Source organism: Streptomyces sp. SID14478 (genome assembly GCF_010548525.1).
GTDB lineage: Bacteria > Actinomycetota > Actinomycetes > Streptomycetales > Streptomycetaceae > Streptomyces.
The window spans coordinates 1-18,769 of sequence record NZ_JAAGMG010001457.1 but is presented as its reverse complement, the minus strand read 5'-3'; the positions used below and the strand labels follow the sequence as shown (position 1 = coordinate 18,769).

The 18,769-nt window shown below is 70.1% G+C and carries 15 protein-coding genes; 7 read left to right on the top strand and 8 right to left on the bottom strand.

Annotated features, from left to right (window positions below; genetic code table 11):
* Positions 1–90: 90 nt before the first annotated feature.
* Positions 91–558 carry a MarR family transcriptional regulator gene (locus tag G3I40_RS45470; RefSeq protein ID WP_164560628.1) on the bottom strand — a complete coding sequence of 156 codons (468 nt, stop codon included), beginning with the start codon at positions 556–558 and terminating at the stop codon, positions 91–93.
* Between the two features lie 120 nt (positions 559–678).
* Here G3I40_RS45470 and G3I40_RS45465 point away from each other — a divergent pair, with 120 nt between their 5' ends.
* Complete coding sequence (locus G3I40_RS45465; RefSeq protein WP_164560627.1) at positions 679–2,496, top strand: ABC transporter ATP-binding protein; 1,818 nt, start codon at positions 679–681, stop codon at positions 2,494–2,496.
* Between the two features lie 76 nt (positions 2,497–2,572).
* Positions 2,573–3,409 (top strand): endolytic transglycosylase MltG, encoded by an 837-nt coding sequence (gene mltG / locus G3I40_RS45460; RefSeq protein ID WP_164560626.1) that lies wholly within the window; start codon positions 2,573–2,575, stop codon positions 3,407–3,409.
* 50 nt (positions 3,410–3,459) lie between these two features.
* Here mltG and G3I40_RS45455 read toward each other — a convergent pair whose 3' ends face one another.
* The 5 genes from G3I40_RS45455 to G3I40_RS45435 are packed head-to-tail and all read right to left on the bottom strand — an operon-like array spanning position 3,460 to position 8,535.
* Positions 3,460–4,572, bottom strand: a complete 1,113-nt coding sequence (locus G3I40_RS45455) for an NAD(P)/FAD-dependent oxidoreductase (protein ID WP_164560625.1) — start codon at positions 4,570–4,572, stop codon at positions 3,460–3,462.
* 52 nt (positions 4,573–4,624) lie between these two features.
* A complete protein-coding gene (locus tag G3I40_RS45450) occupies positions 4,625–5,791 on the bottom strand; it encodes an LLM class flavin-dependent oxidoreductase (protein WP_164560624.1) in 1,167 nt (388 codons plus the stop codon).
* A 4-nt stretch (positions 5,792–5,795) separates the two neighbouring features.
* The gene (locus G3I40_RS45445; protein WP_164560623.1) at positions 5,796–6,848 is read right to left on the bottom strand and encodes an ABC transporter substrate-binding protein; all 1,053 of its coding nucleotides are present in this window, start codon (positions 6,846–6,848) and stop codon (positions 5,796–5,798) included.
* 59 nt (positions 6,849–6,907) lie between these two features.
* Entirely contained in the window at positions 6,908–7,684 is a 777-nt protein-coding gene (locus G3I40_RS45440; protein ID WP_164560622.1) for an ABC transporter ATP-binding protein, read from the bottom strand.
* Positions 7,657–8,535 carry an ABC transporter permease gene (locus tag G3I40_RS45435; protein WP_164560621.1) on the bottom strand — a complete coding sequence of 293 codons (879 nt, stop codon included), beginning with the start codon at positions 8,533–8,535 and terminating at the stop codon, positions 7,657–7,659. Before G3I40_RS45435 ends, G3I40_RS45440 begins: the two co-directional genes overlap by 28 nt.
* A 345-nt stretch (positions 8,536–8,880) precedes the next feature.
* On the opposite strand from G3I40_RS45435, the gene G3I40_RS45430 reads away from it, so the two are divergent.
* Entirely contained in the window at positions 8,881–9,306 is a 426-nt protein-coding gene (locus G3I40_RS45430; protein WP_164560620.1) for a YjbQ family protein, read from the top strand.
* A 228-nt stretch (positions 9,307–9,534) separates the two neighbouring features.
* On the opposite strand, the gene G3I40_RS45425 is transcribed toward G3I40_RS45430, so the two are convergent.
* Positions 9,535–10,386, bottom strand: a complete 852-nt coding sequence (locus G3I40_RS45425; RefSeq protein ID WP_343245225.1) for a helix-turn-helix transcriptional regulator — start codon at positions 10,384–10,386, stop codon at positions 9,535–9,537.
* Positions 10,387–10,798: 412 nt separating this feature from the next.
* Between G3I40_RS45425 and G3I40_RS45420 the strand changes: the two genes are divergently transcribed.
* The 4 genes from G3I40_RS45420 (at position 10,799) to G3I40_RS45405 (ending at position 15,321) form a co-directional block, all read left to right on the top strand.
* On the top strand, positions 10,799–12,217 hold the full coding sequence (locus G3I40_RS45420; protein WP_343245224.1) for an FAD-dependent monooxygenase: 1,419 nt from the start codon (positions 10,799–10,801) through the stop codon (positions 12,215–12,217).
* A gap of 291 nt (positions 12,218–12,508) precedes the next feature.
* Positions 12,509–13,210, top strand: coding sequence for a TMEM175 family protein (locus G3I40_RS45415; protein WP_164560619.1), 702 nt, complete (start codon positions 12,509–12,511; stop codon positions 13,208–13,210).
* Positions 13,211–13,858: 648 nt separating this feature from the next.
* Positions 13,859–14,707, top strand: coding sequence for an oxidoreductase (locus G3I40_RS45410; protein WP_164560618.1), 849 nt, complete (start codon positions 13,859–13,861; stop codon positions 14,705–14,707).
* On the top strand, positions 14,707–15,321 hold the full coding sequence (locus G3I40_RS45405) for a TetR/AcrR family transcriptional regulator (protein WP_164560617.1): 615 nt from the start codon (positions 14,707–14,709) through the stop codon (positions 15,319–15,321). Before G3I40_RS45410 ends, G3I40_RS45405 begins: the two co-directional genes overlap by 1 nt.
* Before the next feature lie 133 nt (positions 15,322–15,454).
* On the opposite strand, the gene G3I40_RS45400 is transcribed toward G3I40_RS45405, so the two are convergent.
* On the bottom strand, positions 15,455–18,769 hold a 3,315-nt coding region (locus G3I40_RS45400; RefSeq protein ID WP_275410350.1), incomplete at its 5' end, for a GH92 family glycosyl hydrolase.

Here is an 18,769-nt window from a genome sequence, read left to right as displayed (position 1 = left end):
GCTTGCGGCTTCGGCTCCAGCAGCGGCATGGCCTCTCCTCGGTCGGTACGTACGGTCGGCGCGCGGCCCTGTCGTCGGTGGCCCGCCCGGTCAGCGCGCGTGGTCGCGCGGGGAGTCGACGCCCGGCTCGCGCGGCGACTCGAACAGCGCGTTCAGCAAGACCGTCAGCTGTGCGCGCTGCTCCGCGTCCAATGGGGCAAGGATCTCCTCTGCGGCGGCGCGGCGCGCGCTGCGCAGCTCCCGCAGGGCGGCCCGGCCCTGCTCGGTCAGCTCGATGCGGATGACCCGGCGGTTGGTCGGATCGGGCACGCGGCGCACCATGTCGGCCGCCTCCAGGCCGTCCACGACGCTCGTCACGGCGCGCGGGACGACCTCCAGGCGCTCGGCCAGGTCGGCCATCCGCGGCGGGGTGTCGTAGTGCACCAGCGTGCGCAGCAGCCGGGACTGCGCGGGCGTGATTCCGACCGGCTCCAGCTGGCGCTTCTGAATGCGGAACAGGCGGCGGGTGAGCCGCAGCAGCTGCTCGGCGAGGAAGCCGTCGGCGTCCGGGGTACTCATGCCGGGAACATTAGCAGGACCTTGTGCATTGTGAGTATAGGTAACAATGAGCTATGCTCCTCAAAGTCACAGTCGAGCCCGGTCTCTGTCCGCCGAGCTCTCCCCGCGCCTAGGAGGCCCATGCCCCGCGACGAAGTCATCACCTGGACGCCGCCCCCCGATGCCAAGGCATCGGGCCAGCCGCGGCAGATCCGCCGCATCCTGTCCCTCTTCCGCCCCTACCGCGCCCGGCTCGCCCTCGTCGGCCTGCTCGTCGGCGCCGCCTCCCTGGTGACGGTCGCGACGCCGTTCCTGCTCAAGGAGATCCTCGACGTCGCCATTCCGCAGGGCCGCACCGGGCTGCTCAGCCTGCTCGCCCTCGGCATGATCGTCAGCGCCGTCGTCACCAGCGTCTTCGGCGTGCTGCAGACCCTGATCTCGACCACCGTCGGCCAGCGCGTCATGCACGACCTGCGCACGGCCGTCTACGGCCGCCTGCAGAGCATGTCGCTCGCCTTCTTCACCAAGACCCGCACCGGCGAGGTCCAGTCCCGCATCGCCAACGACATCGGCGGCATGCAGGCGACCGTGACCTCCACCGCGACCTCCCTCGTCTCGAACCTGACGAGCGTCGTCGCCACGATCGTCGCGATGGTCGCCCTCGACTGGCGCCTCACGATCGTCTCCCTGCTCCTGCTGCCGGTCTTCGTGTGGATCGCCCGCCGCGTCGGCCGGGAGCGCAAGAAGATCGCCACGCAGCGCCAGAAGCAGATGGCCGCGATGGCCGCCACGGTCACCGAGTCGCTCTCCGTGAGCGGCATCCTGCTCGGCCGCACCATGGGGCGCGCGGACTCCCTCACGAAGTCCTTCTCCGACGAGTCGGACGAGCTGGTCGACCTCGAGGTCCGGTCCAACATGGCGGGGCGCTGGCGGATGGCCGTCATCAGCATCGTCATGGCCGCCATGCCTGCGGTCATCTACTGGGCGGCGGGCCTGGCCCTCCAGTTCGGCGGCGCCGGCGTCTCCATCGGCACGCTCGTCGCGTTCGTCTCGCTCCAGCAGGGCCTGTTCCGGCCGACCGTGAGCCTGCTGCAGACCGGCGTACAGATCCAGACCTCGCTCGCCCTGTTCCAGCGGATCTTCGAGTATCTCGACCTGCCCGTCGACATCACCGAGCGGGACGACGCGATCCACCTCGACAGCATCAAGGGTGAGGTCCGCTTCGAGGACGTGGAGTTCCGCTACGAGGCCGACGACGACCGGGGCGCCGCGATCCTGGACGGCATCGACCTCACCGTGCCCGCGGGCGGCAGTCTCGCCGTCGTCGGACCCACCGGCTCGGGCAAGTCCACGCTCAGCTACCTCGTGCCGCGTCTGTACGACGTCACGGGCGGCCGCGTGACGGTCGACGGGGTGGACGTGCGCGACCTGGACTTCGACACCCTCGCCCGCGCCATCGGCGTCGTCTCCCAGGAGACCTACCTCTTCCACGCCTCGGTCGCGGAGAACCTGCGGTTCGCCAAGCCCGACGCCACCGAGGAGGAGCTGCACGCGGCGGCCCGCGCCGCGCAGATCCACGACCACATATCCGCGCTGCCCGACGGCTACGACACCGTGGTCGGCGAGCGCGGCCACCGCTTCTCCGGTGGTGAGAAGCAGCGCCTGGCCATCGCCCGCACCATCCTGCGCGATCCGCCGATCCTCATCCTGGACGAGGCGACCAGCGCCCTGGACACCCGTACCGAGTTCGCGGTGCAGGAAGCCATCGACGCCCTGTCGGCCGACCGCACCACGCTGACCATCGCGCACCGCCTGTCCACGATCCGCGGCGCCGACCAGATCGTGGTCCTGGACGGTGGCAGGATCGCCGAGCGCGGCAGCCACGAAGAGCTGCTCGGCAGCGACGGCCGGTACGCGGCCCTGGTCCGGCGCGACGCGCAGCTGGAGCCGGCCGCGTGAGCCACCCGGGTCCGCTGCGGGATTCCGACATGAAGATATGCCGGGAATGCCCAGATGTGCGGGTTACCGTTCCCGCATGCTGAACGAGACTCCGCGACGGAGCACGATCCGACTCACGCGCAGAGGGCGCGTCGCCCTGCTCGCGACCGGGGCCGTCGTGGCGGCCGCCGCCGTCGCGGTACCGCTGGCCGTGTCCGGCGACGACGGGCGGCCGACCGCCCTGACCATCCCGGAGGGCTGGCGTTCGGGCCAGGTCTACGACGCCGTCGACAAGGCGCTCGCACTCCCCGCCGGCACCACGAAGAAGACCGTGCCCCAGGCAGGCCTCAAACTTCCGGGTGACGCGGGCGGCAACCCTGAGGGGTACCTCTTCCCGGCGACATATCCCCTCGGCGCCAAGTCGACGCCGAAGTCCCTGCTGTCGTACATGGTCAACACGGCCAACAAGCGGTTCGGCGGCGGTCAGGCCACCACCGCGGGCGCCGACCGGGACACGGCGAACCCGTACCAGAGCGTCATCATCGCGAGCATCGTCGAGGCCGAGGCCGACAACAAGGAGGACATGGGCAAGGTCGCCCGCGTCATCTACAACCGTCTCGACCACGGCATGCCGCTGCAGATGGACTCCACCCTCAACTACGGGCTCGGCCGCTCCACGCTGGACACCACCGCCAAGGACACCAAGCTCGACAACCCGTACAACACCTACGTGCGCATGGGCCTGCCGCCCTCGCCGATCGGCAACCCCGGCGAGCAGGCGCTGAAGGCGGCGACCGCCCCGACGCAGGGCGACTGGCTGTACTTCGTCACGGTCAAGCCGGGCGACACCCGCTTCACCGCCGACTACGCCGAGCACCAGAAGAACGTCGCGGAGTTCAACAAGATCCAGGGCCAGGCCAAGAAGGACGGCTGAGCGGCCCGGCTCACGGGGCGCGGTCCACCTCGCCGCGCCCCGGCGGACGGTCAGACCGTGACCGGGCTCTCCTCGGCGAGCAGCCGCCGGATGTCCCGCACCGCGGCCCGCCCCGCACGGTTCGCGCCGATCGTGCTCGCCGACGGCCCGTACCCCACCAGATGAACCCGCGGGTCCAGCGCCGCACGGGTGCCCTCGAGCCGGATCCCGCCGCCCGGCTCCCGCAGTCCCAGCGGGGCCAGGTGGTCGAGCGCCGCCCGGAACCCGGTGGCCCACAGGATCACATCGGCCACCACCTCGCGCCCGTCGTCCCAGGCCACGCCCGTCGGCGTGATCCTGTCGAACATCGGCAGGCGGTCGAGGACCCCGTTCTCCCGTGCCGCGCGGATCGCGTCGTTCACCGGCAGCCCGGTCACCGAGACCACGCTCATCGGCGTGAGTCCCTGCCGCACGCGGTCCTCGACCATCGCCACCGCCGACCGGCCCCAGTTCTCGTCGAACGGGCCCTCGCGGAACACCGGCGGACGCCGGGTCACCCACGTCGTCGAGGCCGCGTACGGCGCGATCTCCATCAGATGCTGCGTCCCGGACGCGCCGCCGCCCACCACGACCACCCGCTGCCCCGCGAACTCCTCGGGGCCCGGGTACTGCGCGGTGTGCAACTGCCGCCCACGGAACGTCTCCTGGCCCCGGTAGCGCGGCCAGAACGGCCGGTCCCACGTCCCCGTCGCGTTGACCAGAGCCCGCGTGGCCCAGGCCCCCTGCGAGCTCTCGACGAGCAGCCGGCCCCCGTCCCCCTCCCGGACCTGCCGCACGTCGACGGGGCGCCGCACGCGCAGGTCGAAGGTCTTCTCGTACGCGGCGAAGTACTCGGCGATGACCTCCGAGGACGGCCGGGCGGGGTCGGCGCCCGTCAGCTCCATGCCCGGCAGCGAGTGCATGCCGTGCACCTTGCCGTACGTGAGCGAGGGCCAGCGGAACTGCCAGGCGCCGCCGGGGCGGGGCGCGTGGTCGAGGACGACGAAGTCCCGCTCCGGCTCGAACCCCACCCGCCGCAGATGGTGGGCGGCGGACAGACCGGCCTGTCCGGCGCCGATGACCACCACGTCCACCTGCCGCGCATCCTGCGCGGCGGCGCCCTCGCGTACCCCGAAATCGTTCACGCTTCTACCAACTCGACCGGGGCCCGAGATCTTCCCGCGCGCGGCGCCCCGCTCAGCGACCGCCGGCGACCAGCAGCGGGGCACCGCCCGTGGTGGCCGGGGACACCAGCCCGCGCGCCGAGAGTTCGGGGATCACGCCCTCCCCGAACCAGTACGCCTCCTCCAGGTGCGGATAGCCGGAGAGGACGAAGTGCTCGATGCCGAGCGCGTGGTACTCCTCGATCCGGTCGGCGACCTCCGCATGGTTGCCCACCAGGGCCGTCCCGGCGCCGCCGCGCACCAGCCCCACGCCCGCCCACAGATTGGGCGAGATCTCCAGGTCCTCGCGCCTGCCGCCGTGCAGCGCGAGCATCCGCTGCTGGCCCACCGACTCGCTGCGCCCGAGCGCGGCCTGCGCCGCGGCGACCGTCTCGGGGGAGAGGTCGTCGAGCAGTCGGTCCGCGGTCGCCCACGCGTCGCGCGCCGAGTCCCGGGAGATCGTGTGCAGCCGGATCCCGAACCGCACCGTGCGTCCCTCCTGCTCGGCGAGCTCCCGGATCCAGTCGATCTTCTCCTTCACCTGCTGCGGCGGCTCGCCCCAGGTCAGATACACATCGCTGTGCCGCGCCGCGACCGGACCGGCGGCCGCGGACGAACCGCCGAAGAAGATCTGCGGCAGCGGGTCCGGCGGCAGCGCCGTGAAGGAGTCGTCGACCTGATAGTGCGTGCCGCCGAAGTCGTACGGCGCCCCGGCCGTGCCGCCCCACACGCCGCGGACGACGGAGAGGAACTCGTCGGTGCGGGCGTAGCGGCGGTCGTGGTCGAGGTGGTCGCCGTAGCGCCGCTGCTCGGTCGAGTCCCCACCGGTGACGACGTTGAGCAACAGCCGTCCGTTGGTGAGGCGTTGGTACGTCGATGCCATCTGGGCGGCGAGCACGGGCGAGATGACTCCGGGCCGGAACGCCACCAGGAACTTGAGGCGCTGGGTGTGCTGGGCGAGCGCGACCGTCGTCAGCCACGCGTCCTCGCACCACGTGCCGGTCGGTGTGAGGACCGCTTCGAAGCCCAACTGTTCGGCCGCCTTGGCTATTTGGACGAGGTAGTCGAGGTCGGGCGCACGCACCCCGGCGATCGGCCGCCCGGGGGTGCGCTCCAGCGCACCGCCGCTGAAGGCGTGCCGGTCCACGAGCGTGCGGCCGTCGCCGCCGGTCGGCAGGAACCAGTGCAGGTGAACAGTCATGGCGTCAGGAGTCCTTGCCGTAGGTGCGCGGGGCGGTGGAGGAGGCCGGCAGGTCGCCGTTGAAGCGGGTGTCGACGAAGTCGCCGAAGTCGACCTTGCCGGGGATCAGCTTCAACTTCGTGAAGGTGTCGGCGATCTGCTGTTCGGAGGCGATGACGGCCTTGTCGACGGAGACCGTCACGCGCGTGCCGTTCGTGCGCTTGACCGCGTCGAGCGCGACGTCGTAGGGGAGTCCGGTGTCCTTCGCCCAGACCTTGGCCCACGCCTCGGGGTGCTTGAACACCCAGTCCTGCGCGCGCCGCAGCCGGTCGAGATAGTCCTTGATCGCCGCGGACTTCTTCTTGTCGCCGAGGGCGGTGGGGGAGGCGACCTGGAAGGCGAGCCCGTTGGTGACCCCGTCGCCGTCGGTCAGTACCCGCCCCTGCTTGCCGCGCAGCACCTGAGAGGTGTACGGGTCCCAGACCGCCCACGCGTCGACCTTGCCGGAGGTGAACGCGGCCAGCGCGTCGGCCGGTTGGAGGTACTTCACCTTCACGTCCTTGAGGCCGAGGCCGGCCTTCTCCAGCGAGGCGACGAGCTGATAGTGCGCCGAGGAGCCCTGCGCCACGGCGATCGACTTGCCCTTCAGCTGTGACGGGCTCTTCAGCGGGGAGTCGTCGGGGACGAGGATCGTGTCCCCTTTCGCGGTGCCGTGACTGGCCGACACGACCTTGATCTTCGAGTGCGCGCCGGCCGCGAAGACGGGCGGTGTGTTGCCGACGCCGCCGATGTCCACGGCCTTGGCGTTGACCGCTTCGAGGAGCGGCGGGCCCGAGGTGAACGTGGACCAGCGGATCTTGTAGTCGAGGTCGTCCAGCTCCCCGGCGGCCCGCAGCACCGCCTCCGAACCGCCCTTCTGGTCGCCGACGTTGAGGGTCAGCGACCCCTTGCCGTCGGTGCCGCCCCCCGAGCCCGCGGTGGACGTACTGGCGGAGGAGGCGCCGGAGCAGGCGCTGAGGAGCAGGGCGAGAGGCACGAGCAGGGCGGGCAGAGCGGGCAGGGGCGGGCGTCGTCGCATGACAAGTCCGTTCGGGGAATGGGTGGTTGAGGGCGTGAGGGGGACGTGCGGCGGTCGGGTCAGGCCGTGGGCTGCGGGTGAGCGGTGCGCTCCGTGCGGTCGACGCCGAGGCGTCGCAGCAGTTCGGCACGCAGTTCACCGAAGCGCGGGTCGGTGATGTCGCGCGGACGCTCCAGATCGACGCGCGTCTCGTACGCGATCACTCCGCCGTCCATGACGAGCACCCGGTCGGCGAGCAGCACGGCCTCCTCGACGTCGTGCGTGACCAGGAGGACGGCGCAGCCGCGCCGCTGCCACAGCTCGTCGACGAGCCGCTGGGCCTTGATGCGGGTCAGCGCGTCCAGGGCGCCGAACGGCTCGTCGAGCAGCAGCAGATCGGGCTCGCGGACCAGGGCGCGGGCGAGCGAGGCGCGCTGGGCCTCACCCCCGGAGAGCGTCTTGGGCCAGGCGTTCGACCGGTTCTCCAGGCCCACCTCGTCCAACGCCCGCTCGGCCAAAGCCCGTTCGGGCCTGCCGGGCAGTCCGAGCAGGACGTTGCGCCACACCCGCTTCCACGGCATGAGCCGCGGCGCCTGGAACGCGACGGCCTTGCGGCGCGGCACGAGGACGGTGCCCTCGATGTCCCGGTCGAGCCCGGCGAGGATCCGCAGCAGGGTGGACTTCCCGCAACCGCTGCGCCCGAGGAGTGCCACGAACTCCCCTGGCTGCACGTCGAGTCGAAGGTCATCGATGACGGCGCGTCCGTCGAAGGAGCGGCTGAGCCCCTCCACGCGAACGGCGAGCCCTTCGGCCTTGGCGGTCACCGGGGTCACCGGCCCGTGAACGTCGGTCGCCATTGCAGCAGCAGCCTTTCGAGGGAACGAACGACGAAGTCGGCGAGCAGGCCGAGGAACGCGTAGACGATCAGGCACACCACGATGACGTCGGTGCGCAGGAAGTCCCGCGCCTGCACCATCAGGAAGCCGATGCCGGAGTCGGCGTTGATCTGCTCCGCGAACACCAGGGCCAGCCAGGCGATCCCGAGCGAGTACCGCAACCCGGTCATCGCCCCGGGCAGCGCCCCCGGCAGCACGACGTGGCGCACGAGACCCCACCTGCTGAGTCCCAACGACTCGCCCGCCTCGACGAGTTGGGAGTCGACGCCGCGAATGCCCGCGTACACGTTCAGATACAGCGGGAAGGAGACGCCGAGGGTGATGATGGCGACCTTCGGGGCCTCGCCGATCCCGAACCAGATGATGAACAGCGGGATGAGTCCGACGAACGGCACGGTGCGCAGCATCTGCACGCTGGCGTCGACCAGGTCCTCGCCGATCCGGAACAGTCCGGACACCAGGGCGAGGCCGACCCCGACCACGATGCCGAACACCAGCCCCACGGCGACGCGTTGCAGGGAGATGCCCATGGCCGCGGTCAGGGAGCCGTCGGCGACGAGATCCGAGCCGACCCGCGCGATCGTGCCCGGCGAGGCCAGCACCTCGGGCGTCAACACCCCGGTGGAGCTGAGGAGTTGCCACAGGAGCAGCAGGAGCAGGGGGCCGGAGGTGCGACGCAGCCAGCGCGGGACGCGGGTGCGGCGGGTGGAGGAGGGGATGAGGGGTTCGAGCTCGGGCGCGGCCTTCCGCGTATCCGGTGTACCGGATATGTCGGCGGATGAGGCCTCGGGCGGGGCATGGCTGATGCTCACGGCACTCCATGGCAGGGGAGGGCGCGCCTCGGCCTCAGTGGGCGCGCGTCAAGGGCGCGTCAGCACGCGGTGGGAGCCGGGACGGCGGGGAAAGGAAGAGGGGTGGTGCGAGAGGGCGTCAGCAGCCGCGGCGACACGCGGCGGATGCCACCCGCAGCAGGTCGATGTGACCGCGCGTGGTGAGCAGGGCTGAACGCAACATGCGCCAGAACGTAGCCAGTTTGTCGACACACGGTCAATGCCGTCTCACGCTATGGACCGCGGCGTCCACCCGCCGGTCCCACCGGCCCGACCGGACGCGCCGTCGCGCTCGTGGTGAACCCCGGCCGGAGGGACAATGGCCTCATGTCCGACGCATTCACGACCCGAGTCCTGACCGTCACCACCGGCTCCACCGAGCGGGTCGCCGACCTGACCCGCGACTGCGAGTCCTTCCTCCATGAGGTCGCGCAGGGCCGGGACGGCCTGCTGAACATCTTCGTGCCGCACGCCACCGCGGGCATCGCCGTCCTCGAAACGGGCGCCGGCAGCGACGACGACCTCCTCGCGGCCCTGCACACCCTGCTGCCCGCGGACGACCGCTGGCAGCACCGCCACGGCAGCCCCGGCCACGGCCGCGACCACGTGGTCCCGGCCCTCGTGCCCCCGCACGCCACGCTGCCGGTGATCGGGGGCGGGCTGGAACTGGGGACGTGGCAGTCGGTGTGCCTCGTCGATACAAACACGAGCAACACCAACCGCAGCGTCCGTCTCAGTTTCCTCGGTCAGTGAGCTGCTCTGGTGCGACTGCCGAGGAAGCCTCCGGGCGCGCCACCTGAGTAGCGCCAGGGGCGCCGGGGTGCCCCGACAGCACCCCGCGCCGAGCCGCCGAGCCGCCGACACACCGATGCCGGCGCCGAGTTGCCCGACATGGTGACTGAGGTACAGGCGGCGGCGGAAGCCCTCTGCGATCACGCTTTGCCGGGAAAGACGGCCCAGCGATGCCGTGACGTGTGTGGATCAAACGCCCTCTGCGGGCCGCCGGTCCGCGCTGGGAGTCTCGGCGAATCGCTTCTTGTATGCCTTGATGAAATGGCTGCTGTCGGCGAAGTGCCAGCGGGCGGCGATCTCGGACACGGTGAGGCGTGTTGAGAGCAGCTCTGCCCTGGCGCGTTCGAGTCGACGTTCGCGCACGTGGCCCATGACGGACGATGCGCCCTCTTGGCCGAACGCGCGGTAGAGGGTGCGGACGGACACGTTCAGGGCCGCTGCGATCCCCCTGGGGTCGAGGTCGGGGTCGACGAGCAGCCGGGCCTCTATGTGGTCCATTGCCGCTTGGAGGAGCGCGGGTGCGAACTCCGCGTCATCGATGACCTGGTCGTTCATCAGGCCTCTGAACAGCTCCAGGGTCGCGTTGCGGGCGGACCCGGCTGCGGCGGCTCCGAGGCCGTCCGCCAGTTCCGCCCAGAGCCGGAGGTGGGCGAGCAGAAGGGCCGCGGCGGGCGACACCTGTTCCGCGAGGACTGCCCGCGTGTTCTTCGGGAAGCGGATCTCGCTCGCGGGGAGGACCAGGGTGATCGCCCGTGTGCCCCGGGCGACCTCGAAGTCCCAGAGATCCTCGTTCCGTCGAACGCACAGCATGCCGGCCGCCGCCGTGGCTTGCTGCCCCTTCGTGGCGAAGCGCCACTCACCGCTCAGCGTCACACTTGTCACGATCCGGTCCTCAAGGTGCCCGCCGGGCCCTCCTGTGTCCCCCGCTATCGCGTCGCTGTACTGGTCCTCGAGGAAGAGGTCGAGCAGGTCCTGCTTCCAGATGCGGGCGCGGTACGTCCCTTCGCTGTGCCGTGGCAGCCGCATGGGGGGAGCCGGCACCGACTCACCCCCCTGACGCCGCCACTCTCTGAGCAGCACACGGTTTCGATCCTCGTGCGCGTACGGCACGGTGACGTCGACCATGGGTGTGGAAGGGTCTCCGATCCGCCACGGAGACGGGCTGACTTCGGTGCTCATCCGGATCAAGCTACTCCTCCAGCCGGCCACTGCCCGGGCCAGGATCACCGTGCGGCGGCCCCGGGCGGCAGAGAAGTACAACGCGCGAGGCCGATGGGTACAAGGCGTCGGCGTCCGGGTCCGGTCATCATGATCAGCGCGTCCCCTTCGCTCCCCGGCACGAGCGGATCTTCCCTCCCGGGTGAGCAGGTTTCGCCGGACCTTCGGGTCCTGGTTCCGACCGCCTGGACGTTGATCCGCCTGTCCAGGTCTGTCTCACTCACTGGAGTATTCGGTGTCCGAATCCGTGGTGGCTCTCTTCGAGAGTCTGGTGGGCGCTGAGCCGCCGCACGAGGTACCCGTTCTGTTCGACACGGCGTGCGTGATGGGCGGGAGCATCGCGGGGCTCCTCGCGGCACGGGTGCTCTCCGACCGCGCGCGCAAGGTCGTCATCATCGAGCCCGACGACACATCGGCGCAGGCCGAGTCGCGCGCCGGGGCGCCCCAGGGCCGACAGGTGCACACGCTGCTGCCGGCCGGTCGGCTGTGGATCGAGCGGTGGCTTCCCGGCGTTTCGCAGGAAGCACAGGACCGGGGCGCGTCGCTCGTCGGCCCCGACAAGCAATTCGTCGGCTACGACCACGTCCGGCAGGCGCCGGACGGCGTGGACCACCAGTTTCTCGCGGTCGGGCGTCCTTTGCTGGAGAGTCTCGTCCGGGCCCGCGTCACCGCCCTGCCCAACGTCTCGGTCCTGCGGGCGCAGGCGACCGGGTTGCTCTACGGCGACGACGCTGTCGCCGGCGTGCGCTTCACCGTGCCCGGGGACGGAGATCAGGGGAAGCGGGCGGAGCGGAGCCTCGCGGCGGACTTCGTCGTGGACGCGATGGGACGCTCCAGCCGGCTGTCGCACTGGCTCGGGCAGGACGGTTACGACGAGCCCCGGCTCGAACGGCTGGAATCCCCGGTCAACTACGCGACAGCGCTGTTCGAACGCCCGGTGAAATTGCCGGAGTTGGATGTGGCGACCGTACTGCAACTGTTCACGCCGCAGTATCCGTCGGGCGGAGTGTCCGTTGCGGCGGCGACCGTGATCGAAGGGCAGCAGTGGCTCGTCATGCTCATGGGCTACGGCGACAACCGGCCCGGCAGGACGATCGACGAGTTCCGCGCGCACTGCGCCGCGTTGCCCGCGATCTTCAGCGACATCACCAGTGGCGGCGTCACGCGCGACGTGGTGACCTACCGCCAAGCGGACAGCAGACGACGTCACTTCACCGAGGCGGGCCACCTGCCCGCGCGCCTGATCAGCACAGGGGACGCCGTGGCCTCCTTCAACCCGGTCTACGGCCAGGGCATGAGTTCCGCCGCTCTGCACGCCTCCTGCTTGGCCTCCTACCTCGGCAGCTCAAGCGAGCTCGACAAAGCGGCCACGGAGTTCTTCCATCTGCAGCAGGTGGTCGTCGACGCGGCCTGGGCCGTGTCCGCGGGAGGTGACGCCGCCCGCATCGACGCGGAGAACGGTACCGAGGTGCCGGAAGAAGTGCGGCAGCAGCGCCGAATCGTGCAGCAGATCGCCGGCGCCGCCCTCGTCGATCCGGAGGTGTCGCGGGCCTTCAACAACGTCTCCTACATGCTGCGTCATCCCAGCACCCTGTTCGAACCGCAGCTATTGCAAGCGGTGGCGGCCACCACCGGGGGAGCCGCCGCGAGCTGACGGACACCACGGTGTCCGGGAGAGCACACGCGGCTCGCCGGCAACGCTTTCATCGTCGACCTGCGCGATGAGTGCACCCGTCCTCCCGGCTGTGCTCGGGCTTGCCCTCGCAGCGTCGGCGCGGGCGACGACAGCCGGAGAACCCGGCTCCTCAAGGACACACCAAAAAACGGCCCGGGCAAGCCAATTGATGATCCGAAACCCCCGTCAGCCGCGCGGAACGTCCATGACCAGCAGGGTCCGGCAACGGTGGCAGGCGTGGTGGGCACGACAAGAGAGAGGTGTACATACATGGGTGGCAAGGACGTCATCGATGAGACCGGAACGCGACGGCCGGCCGCTCCGGGAGAGCCGTCGGGCCTCGCGCCGGACAGGATCGAAGGAGGTGTCTCGGGGGAGCGGCTGGTGCTGTTCACCGACGCGGTGACCGCGATCTCCATCACTTTGCTGATCCTGCCGCTGGTCGACCTCGTCCCCGAGGTCGCGTCCGCCCACGAGAACGCCAGCGACGTGATCACCGGTCACCTCGACCAGGTGTGGAGCTTCCTGCTCAGCTTCGCGGTCATCGCGAACATCTGGCAGGAGCACCACCGGACCTTCTCGACGGTCAAGACGGCCACCCGCTCCCTGACGGCGTGGAACATGGGGTGGCTGCTGTCGGTCGTCGTTCTCCCACTTCCCACGGAGATGATCGGCGCCTTCGGCCGCGACCGGTTCGTGGCGGCGTTCTATTACGCGGTACTCCTGGTCGGCATGGTGTGCCGGCTCGCCATGTTGAAGATCCTGAAGAGCAACCCGGGGATGGTCGAGGGCGATGGCGACGAGGCCCGCCGGAGGACCGCGCACCTGTGCACCGACAGTTACAGCAATGTCATCGCCGTAGCCGTCGCGTTCGCCCTCTCCCTCTGCGTGCCGGTGCTGCAGTACTACAGTCTGCTGCTGCTGATCCTGCCGCGGCGGGTGCGCTTCACCGGCCGGCGCCGCGCGAGCTGACCGCGGCAACGGCCAGTTCCCGAGCGTCCGCGTGAATTCCGGCGGCATGCCCCTCCGCGGCCTCGGCCTGGATCAGGCCGACATGCCTCGGCGGCTCGCATGACTGAGGCGGACAGCTGCCCCGTCACATGCGAGCGCCGAGGCCGCCGTCGGGGACGGCACGGTCTCTTCCGCCGCCCCACAGCGCGGCGGCGTACGCCCAGTCGCTCCAACTCCGGAACCTCCTTGTTCGACGGCACCACCAGCTGAGCCGGGCACAGCGCGATCAGCTCATGATGGTCACCGTCAGGGACGAAGTGGCCCTCCCACGACGCAGGGCTGGCCGGCGAGGAGTGGCTGTTCGACGGTGACGGCGAGAGCGGCCAACGCCTCCTCTTCCTCCTGGGGCCAGAGCATCCCGCCCGGACGCGTCGGCCCTGCCGCCGACACCTCCGAGGCCGTGGCCTTTCTCGCCTCGGACGCCGCCAGTTGCTCACCGGCGACAACCTCACCGTCTCCGGCGGTATCGGCATCCCCGCCCGCCCATGACGCGTCACCTCTCCCACCACCCCCATCAGAATCGACGCTGCAACGATAAAAATCGACACCGTGTAGACTTTTTGCTGGAGGGGGCGATCCGGCTCCTCGCATGACCTTGCTGGAGGAACAGTGCAGAAGCGGAACTGGCTCATCACCGGCGTCAGTACGGGCCTGGGGCGCGCGTTCGCGCAAGCCGCCCTGACCGCTGGACACACCGTGGTCGGCACCGTCCGCTCGGAGGACGATCTGCGGGTCTTCGAGGAACTCAAGCCCGGCTCCGCACACGGCCGCATCCTGGACGTGACGGACGGTGACGCCGTAGCCGGCGCGGTCGCGGAGGTCGAGGGAAGCGTCGGCCCTCTGGATGTCGTGGTCGCCAACGCCGGCTACGGCCTGGAGGGAACCTTCGAGGAAACCCCGCTGGCGGAGGTGCGGCGCCAGTTCGAGGTCAACGTTTTCGGGGCCGTGGCTACCCTGCAGGCGGCGCTGCCCCACATGCGCGCACGTCGCCGCGGACACCTGATGGCCGTCACCTCCATGGGCGGGCTCATGGCCGTACCTGGCATGTCAGCCTACTGCGGCAGCAAGTTCGCCCTGGAAGGCATCCTGGAAGCGCTCGGCAAGGAGGTCGCACAGTTCGGCATCCACGTGACGGCGATCGAGCCCGGATCCTTCCGCACCGACTGGGCCGGACGGTCCATGACACGCGCCGAGCGGACCGTCGACGACTACGACGAGTTGTTCGCCCCCATTCGCGCAGCGCGGCAGAAGGCCAGCGGGAACCAGTTGGGCAATCCGGCCAAGGCCGGAGAAGCGGTCGTCCACATCACGACGGTCGACCAGCCACCGGCCCACCTCGTCCTGGGCTCGGACGCGCTACGCCTGGTGACCGCCGCGCGCACGGCCGTGGACGAGGACATCCGGGCGTGGGAGGCGCTCTCGCGTACGACCGACTTCGCCGAGGGCGCTCAGCTCTGATGCCCGGCCAACCTTCCGCGCGCGGCCGTCGCACCACCGAGCGCAAGGGGGATCTCCGGGAGCGGGCCATCCTCGACACCTGCGAGACACTGCTGGCGGACAAGGGCTACGACGCCATGACCGTCGGCGACGTAGCCCAGGGCGCCGGGATCACACGAGGTGCCCTGTACTTCTACTTCGGTTCCAAGCAAGAAGTCGTCACGGCACTGGTGGCCCGGACCGTCGAGCATCTGTGGGAACGGTCCCGGGTCACCGCGCAGACGGACGAGCCACGCCAGGCCATCGCGGCGGCCATGCGGCGCACGGTCGAGCTGTGGAACGAGCACGGCCTCGTCATGCGCACGGCGATAGACCTGTCACTGACCGTGCCGGAGATCGGCGAGCTGTGGAACCACACGGCTGACCTGTTCATCACGGCCATCGCCGCTGTCCTGGAACGTGCAGGCATCCAGGCTGGCACCCAACCCGAACAAGCCTCAGCCATGGCACGGGCCCTGTGCTGGATGATCGAGCGAACCTTCTACCACGCCTCACAGGAATCCCGCGAGGCGCTCCAAGACGCGTCGGCGACATGCGAACACATCTGGCTGACCAGCGCCGGCTTGATCACCTAAGGCAATGCGGTGTGCGACGGAGGATGGGCCTTGACCCAAGGCCGGGTAGTTGGCGTGTCCCGCTGGCGGCAAGGGGGTCCACGGGAGGCCCGGTGCGCAGTGGCGCCGGGCCTCCTGGGGGGATGGTGACGGGTCAGTGCTGCAGCGTCATCGCGTAGATGCCGAGGGCGCTGTTGCGTTGCCAGTCGAGGCCTCCGGACCCGGGCGCGACCCAGGCCGGTACGGACGGTGTCGCCAGGGAGAGGGAGCGGACCTGCTTGCCGGGTTCCAAGGGGACGGTCGTTTCGTAGAGGGATGCCTTGGTGGTGGTCTTTCCGGTGCCGGCCTTCAATTGGTACGCCGTCGTCAGCGCGACGTCGTTGCCGAAGTCCGGGGCCTTGTTCGCCCAGCCGGTGAGGCGGAGCGGCACCGTCGCGGTGCTGCCGTCGGTGTAGGTGACGACGGCGGTGGCCGACGCGGCGCCGGTGCTGCCGTTGTCGGACGCGCCCACGATGTGCAGGCTCGTGTAGTCACCGGAGGGCAGGGGGAGCGCCTGCCCGGTGGACTTGACGAAGTTCTTGCTGCTGCCGGAGGTCGGGGGAGCCTGGTAGGGCACGCCGCCGAGGGTGACCGGGCCGGGCGCGGGCAGTTGGTCGGCGGCGAAGCTCGTGCCCGTGCCGTCGAAGTCCCCCTCGCCCGGCGCGGCGAGCGTGGCGACGCCGTCGTTGTTGTAGGCGGCGTCCAGATCGACGGCGCACGAGCTGTCCGTCTTGATGGCGCACTTCCCGCCTTGCCGGACCACGACGTCGACGGACTTCTCGACCGGAGCCGCTCCGGGGAGCGTGGCGGTGACCGACACCTTGTAGGTGCCCGCCGTAGTTTTGGCCGGCGCGGTGATTCGCACGCTCTTGTTCATCTGGGCGGGGAGCCCGTCCGAGTCGGCCGTCGCCGTCGAGGTGGCCGGGGTGACCGACCATCCCTTCGGCGCCTTCGCGCGCACGGCGACCCGCGCGGTGTGCGGGGCCGTGGCCAGCAGTGTCAGGTCGACCTGCTGGCGCGAGGCGTGGTCCGCGTCGGACTCCACGGTCACCTGGTCGGGCCCGACGTCGGCGCTGAGCCGATGCTGCGGGTTCGGCGTCGTGTTGATCGACGGCGGGGCGTCCTTCGCCGCTGTCGCCCACGCCGTGGGCCGGGTGCTCAGGGCGTAGTCGATGCGCCCGCCGTGGGCGATGTCGGCCTGGTCGACCCATGCCTTGTCCCAGGCCTTGCCGTTCACCGTCGCGGAGGCGATGTACCGGTTGGCCGTGCCGGTGCCGGGCGCGGAGATCCGCAGCGTCCCGCCCTGCGTCTTCCCGTACGCGCCGATCCGTACCCGGGCGTTCGGGAACTGCGGCGTGGTGAGGACGTCGAAGTTGCCGCCACTGGTCGTGGGGTAGAGGCCCAGCGACGACATCACGTACCAGGAGGACATCTCCCCCATGTCGTCGTTGCCGGGGATGCCGCCGGGGCTGTTCGTGAACAGGGTCTCCTGCGCCTTGATCACGGTCGCCGTGCGTCCGGGCTGCCCGGTCCACGCGTAGAGGTACGGCGCGATGAGGTTGGGCTCGTTGTTCGGGTTGTACTTGGTGGAGTCGTAGTAGTCGTACGGGTCGCTGACCCAGGCCGTGCGCGCGGTGCCTTCCGGGTCGGTGAGGAGGTCGTCGTACGCGAAGAAGTCGTCCAACCGCTTGTTCGTCGCGTCCTTGCCGCCCAGCATGCCCACCAGCCCCGCCGGGTCCTGGGGCACCATCCACTGGTACTGGCTCGCGTTCTGCTCGTGCAGCGCGTGGTTGCTCGTGACCGGGTCGTACGGCGTCAGCCAGGTGCCGTCGGTCGCGGTGCGCGGTCGGAACTGGCCGGTCTGCCGGTCGAAGACGTTCTTGTACGCCTGCCCGCGCTCGGCGAACATCCTGGCGTCGGCCGTGTGGCCGAGCCCCTTCGCCATCAGTGCCAGCGACGCGTCGGCCGCCGCGTACTCCAACGTGGCCGACGTGCCGTAGTAGCAGTCGTTGTCGTTCGACTTGGTCGGGCAGCAGGTGCCGCTCGTGTCCCCGCGGCAGTCGGCGTTCGACTTGATGTTGAGGCCGTACGGGATGTATCCGCGCTCCGCGTAGTAGGCGGCCCCGGCGCGCCCGTTCTCCCGGACGTCGGCGGGCGGCACCTCGGTCGCGTTCGCCCTGAGGTACTTGTAGGCCTCCTGGGCGTCCGCCCCGGTCAGCAGCCCCTTCGACCAGCCCTCGACCAGGAACGGCGTGACCGGGTCACCGGTCATGATGTTGCCTTCCTCGTTCTCCAGGTACCAGCGCGGAAGTGCGCCGCCCTCCCGGGCGATCGCGAGGATCGACATGTCGATGTCGTGCGCGACCTCGGGAACGAGCATCTCCAGGAGCTTGTTCTGGGTCCGGTACGTGTCCCACAGGGAGAGGTTGCTGTAGGGGGTGTATCCCCTGGCGGTGTGCGTCTTCTTGTCGGCTCCGACGTAACGGCCGTCGACGTCACCGATGAGGTTCGGGTCGACCAGGGAGTGGTACAGCGCCGTGTAGTACGCGACCTGACGGTCGTGCGTACCGCCACCGATCGCGGCCTTGTGCAGCATGGTGTTCCACTCGCCGTTCAACGCCTTGTGCACGGCGTCGAAGTCGAAGCCGAACTTCCCCGTCTCCGCGGCGAGGTTCTTGTGGGCGCCGGCGAGTCCGGTGAAGGAGAGCCCCACCTTGGCGACCACGGGGGCGTCGTCCTTCCTCGTGTCGAAGGTGACCCAGGCTCCGTTGGGCCCCTTGGCGGCCGATGCACGGGACCCGGCGCTGCGTTCGCTGCCCTTCCAGGTGCCGTACGACGCGAACGGCCGGCTGAGCTCCGCGACGAAGTAGGTCTTCTTGGAATCCTCGACCCATCCCTCGATCGTGCGGTTGCCGACGACGCGGATCTGCGAACTGCTCACGCCGGCCCCGGCGTTGAACATCACGTTCGCCTGCTTCGTGCGCGGGAACGCGTACTGCTGCCACCCGGTCCGTGCGGTCGCCGTCAGGGAGGCGGTCACGCCGTACTTGTCGAGCTTCGTCCGGTAGTAGTCCGGCCCCGTCGTCTCGTTCTCATGACGGAACGTCGACGCGTACTGTGCCGGATCGGTCGAACTCACCGCGCCGGTCGTGGGCATCATCGGCAGGTAGTTGAACCGGCAGCCGTTGATCGTCGTCTGGCTGAACCCGATGACCGTGTCGGACGACTCCTTGTCACACCCCGTGCCACCGGCCGTCTTCATCAACGGGCTCTCCTGCACCAAGCCGAACGGTGCCCCCGCGGCGGGGAAGGTCAGTCCTTCGTTCTCGGTCCCGATGAAGGGATTCACCAGCTTCGTCAGATCGGTCCCCGCTCCCGGCGCCGCGTCGGACGCCGACGCCGCCGGCGGACCGGTGGCGTCCGCGCCGGC

What these genes read in the sequence shown, in the direction of transcription:
- G3I40_RS45470 (WP_164560628.1), bottom strand. Translation starts at nt 558, where the DNA reads ATGAGTACCCCGGACGCCGACGGCTTCCTCGCCGAGCAGCTGCTGCGG.
- G3I40_RS45465 (WP_164560627.1), top strand. Translation starts at nt 679, where the DNA reads ATGCCCCGCGACGAAGTCATCACCTGGACGCCGCCCCCCGATGCCAAG.
- mltG (WP_164560626.1), top strand. Translation starts at nt 2,573, where the DNA reads ATGCTGAACGAGACTCCGCGACGGAGCACGATCCGACTCACGCGCAGA.
- G3I40_RS45450 (WP_164560624.1), bottom strand. Translation starts at nt 5,791, where the DNA reads ATGACTGTTCACCTGCACTGGTTCCTGCCGACCGGCGGCGACGGCCGC.
- G3I40_RS45445 (WP_164560623.1), bottom strand. Translation starts at nt 6,848, where the DNA reads ATGCGACGACGCCCGCCCCTGCCCGCTCTGCCCGCCCTGCTCGTGCCT.
- G3I40_RS45440 (WP_164560622.1), bottom strand. Translation starts at nt 7,684, where the DNA reads ATGGCGACCGACGTTCACGGGCCGGTGACCCCGGTGACCGCCAAGGCC.
- G3I40_RS45430 (WP_164560620.1), top strand. Translation starts at nt 8,881, where the DNA reads ATGTCCGACGCATTCACGACCCGAGTCCTGACCGTCACCACCGGCTCC.
- G3I40_RS45415 (WP_164560619.1), top strand. Translation starts at nt 12,509, where the DNA reads ATGGGTGGCAAGGACGTCATCGATGAGACCGGAACGCGACGGCCGGCC.
- G3I40_RS45405 (WP_164560617.1), top strand. Translation starts at nt 14,707, where the DNA reads ATGCCCGGCCAACCTTCCGCGCGCGGCCGTCGCACCACCGAGCGCAAG.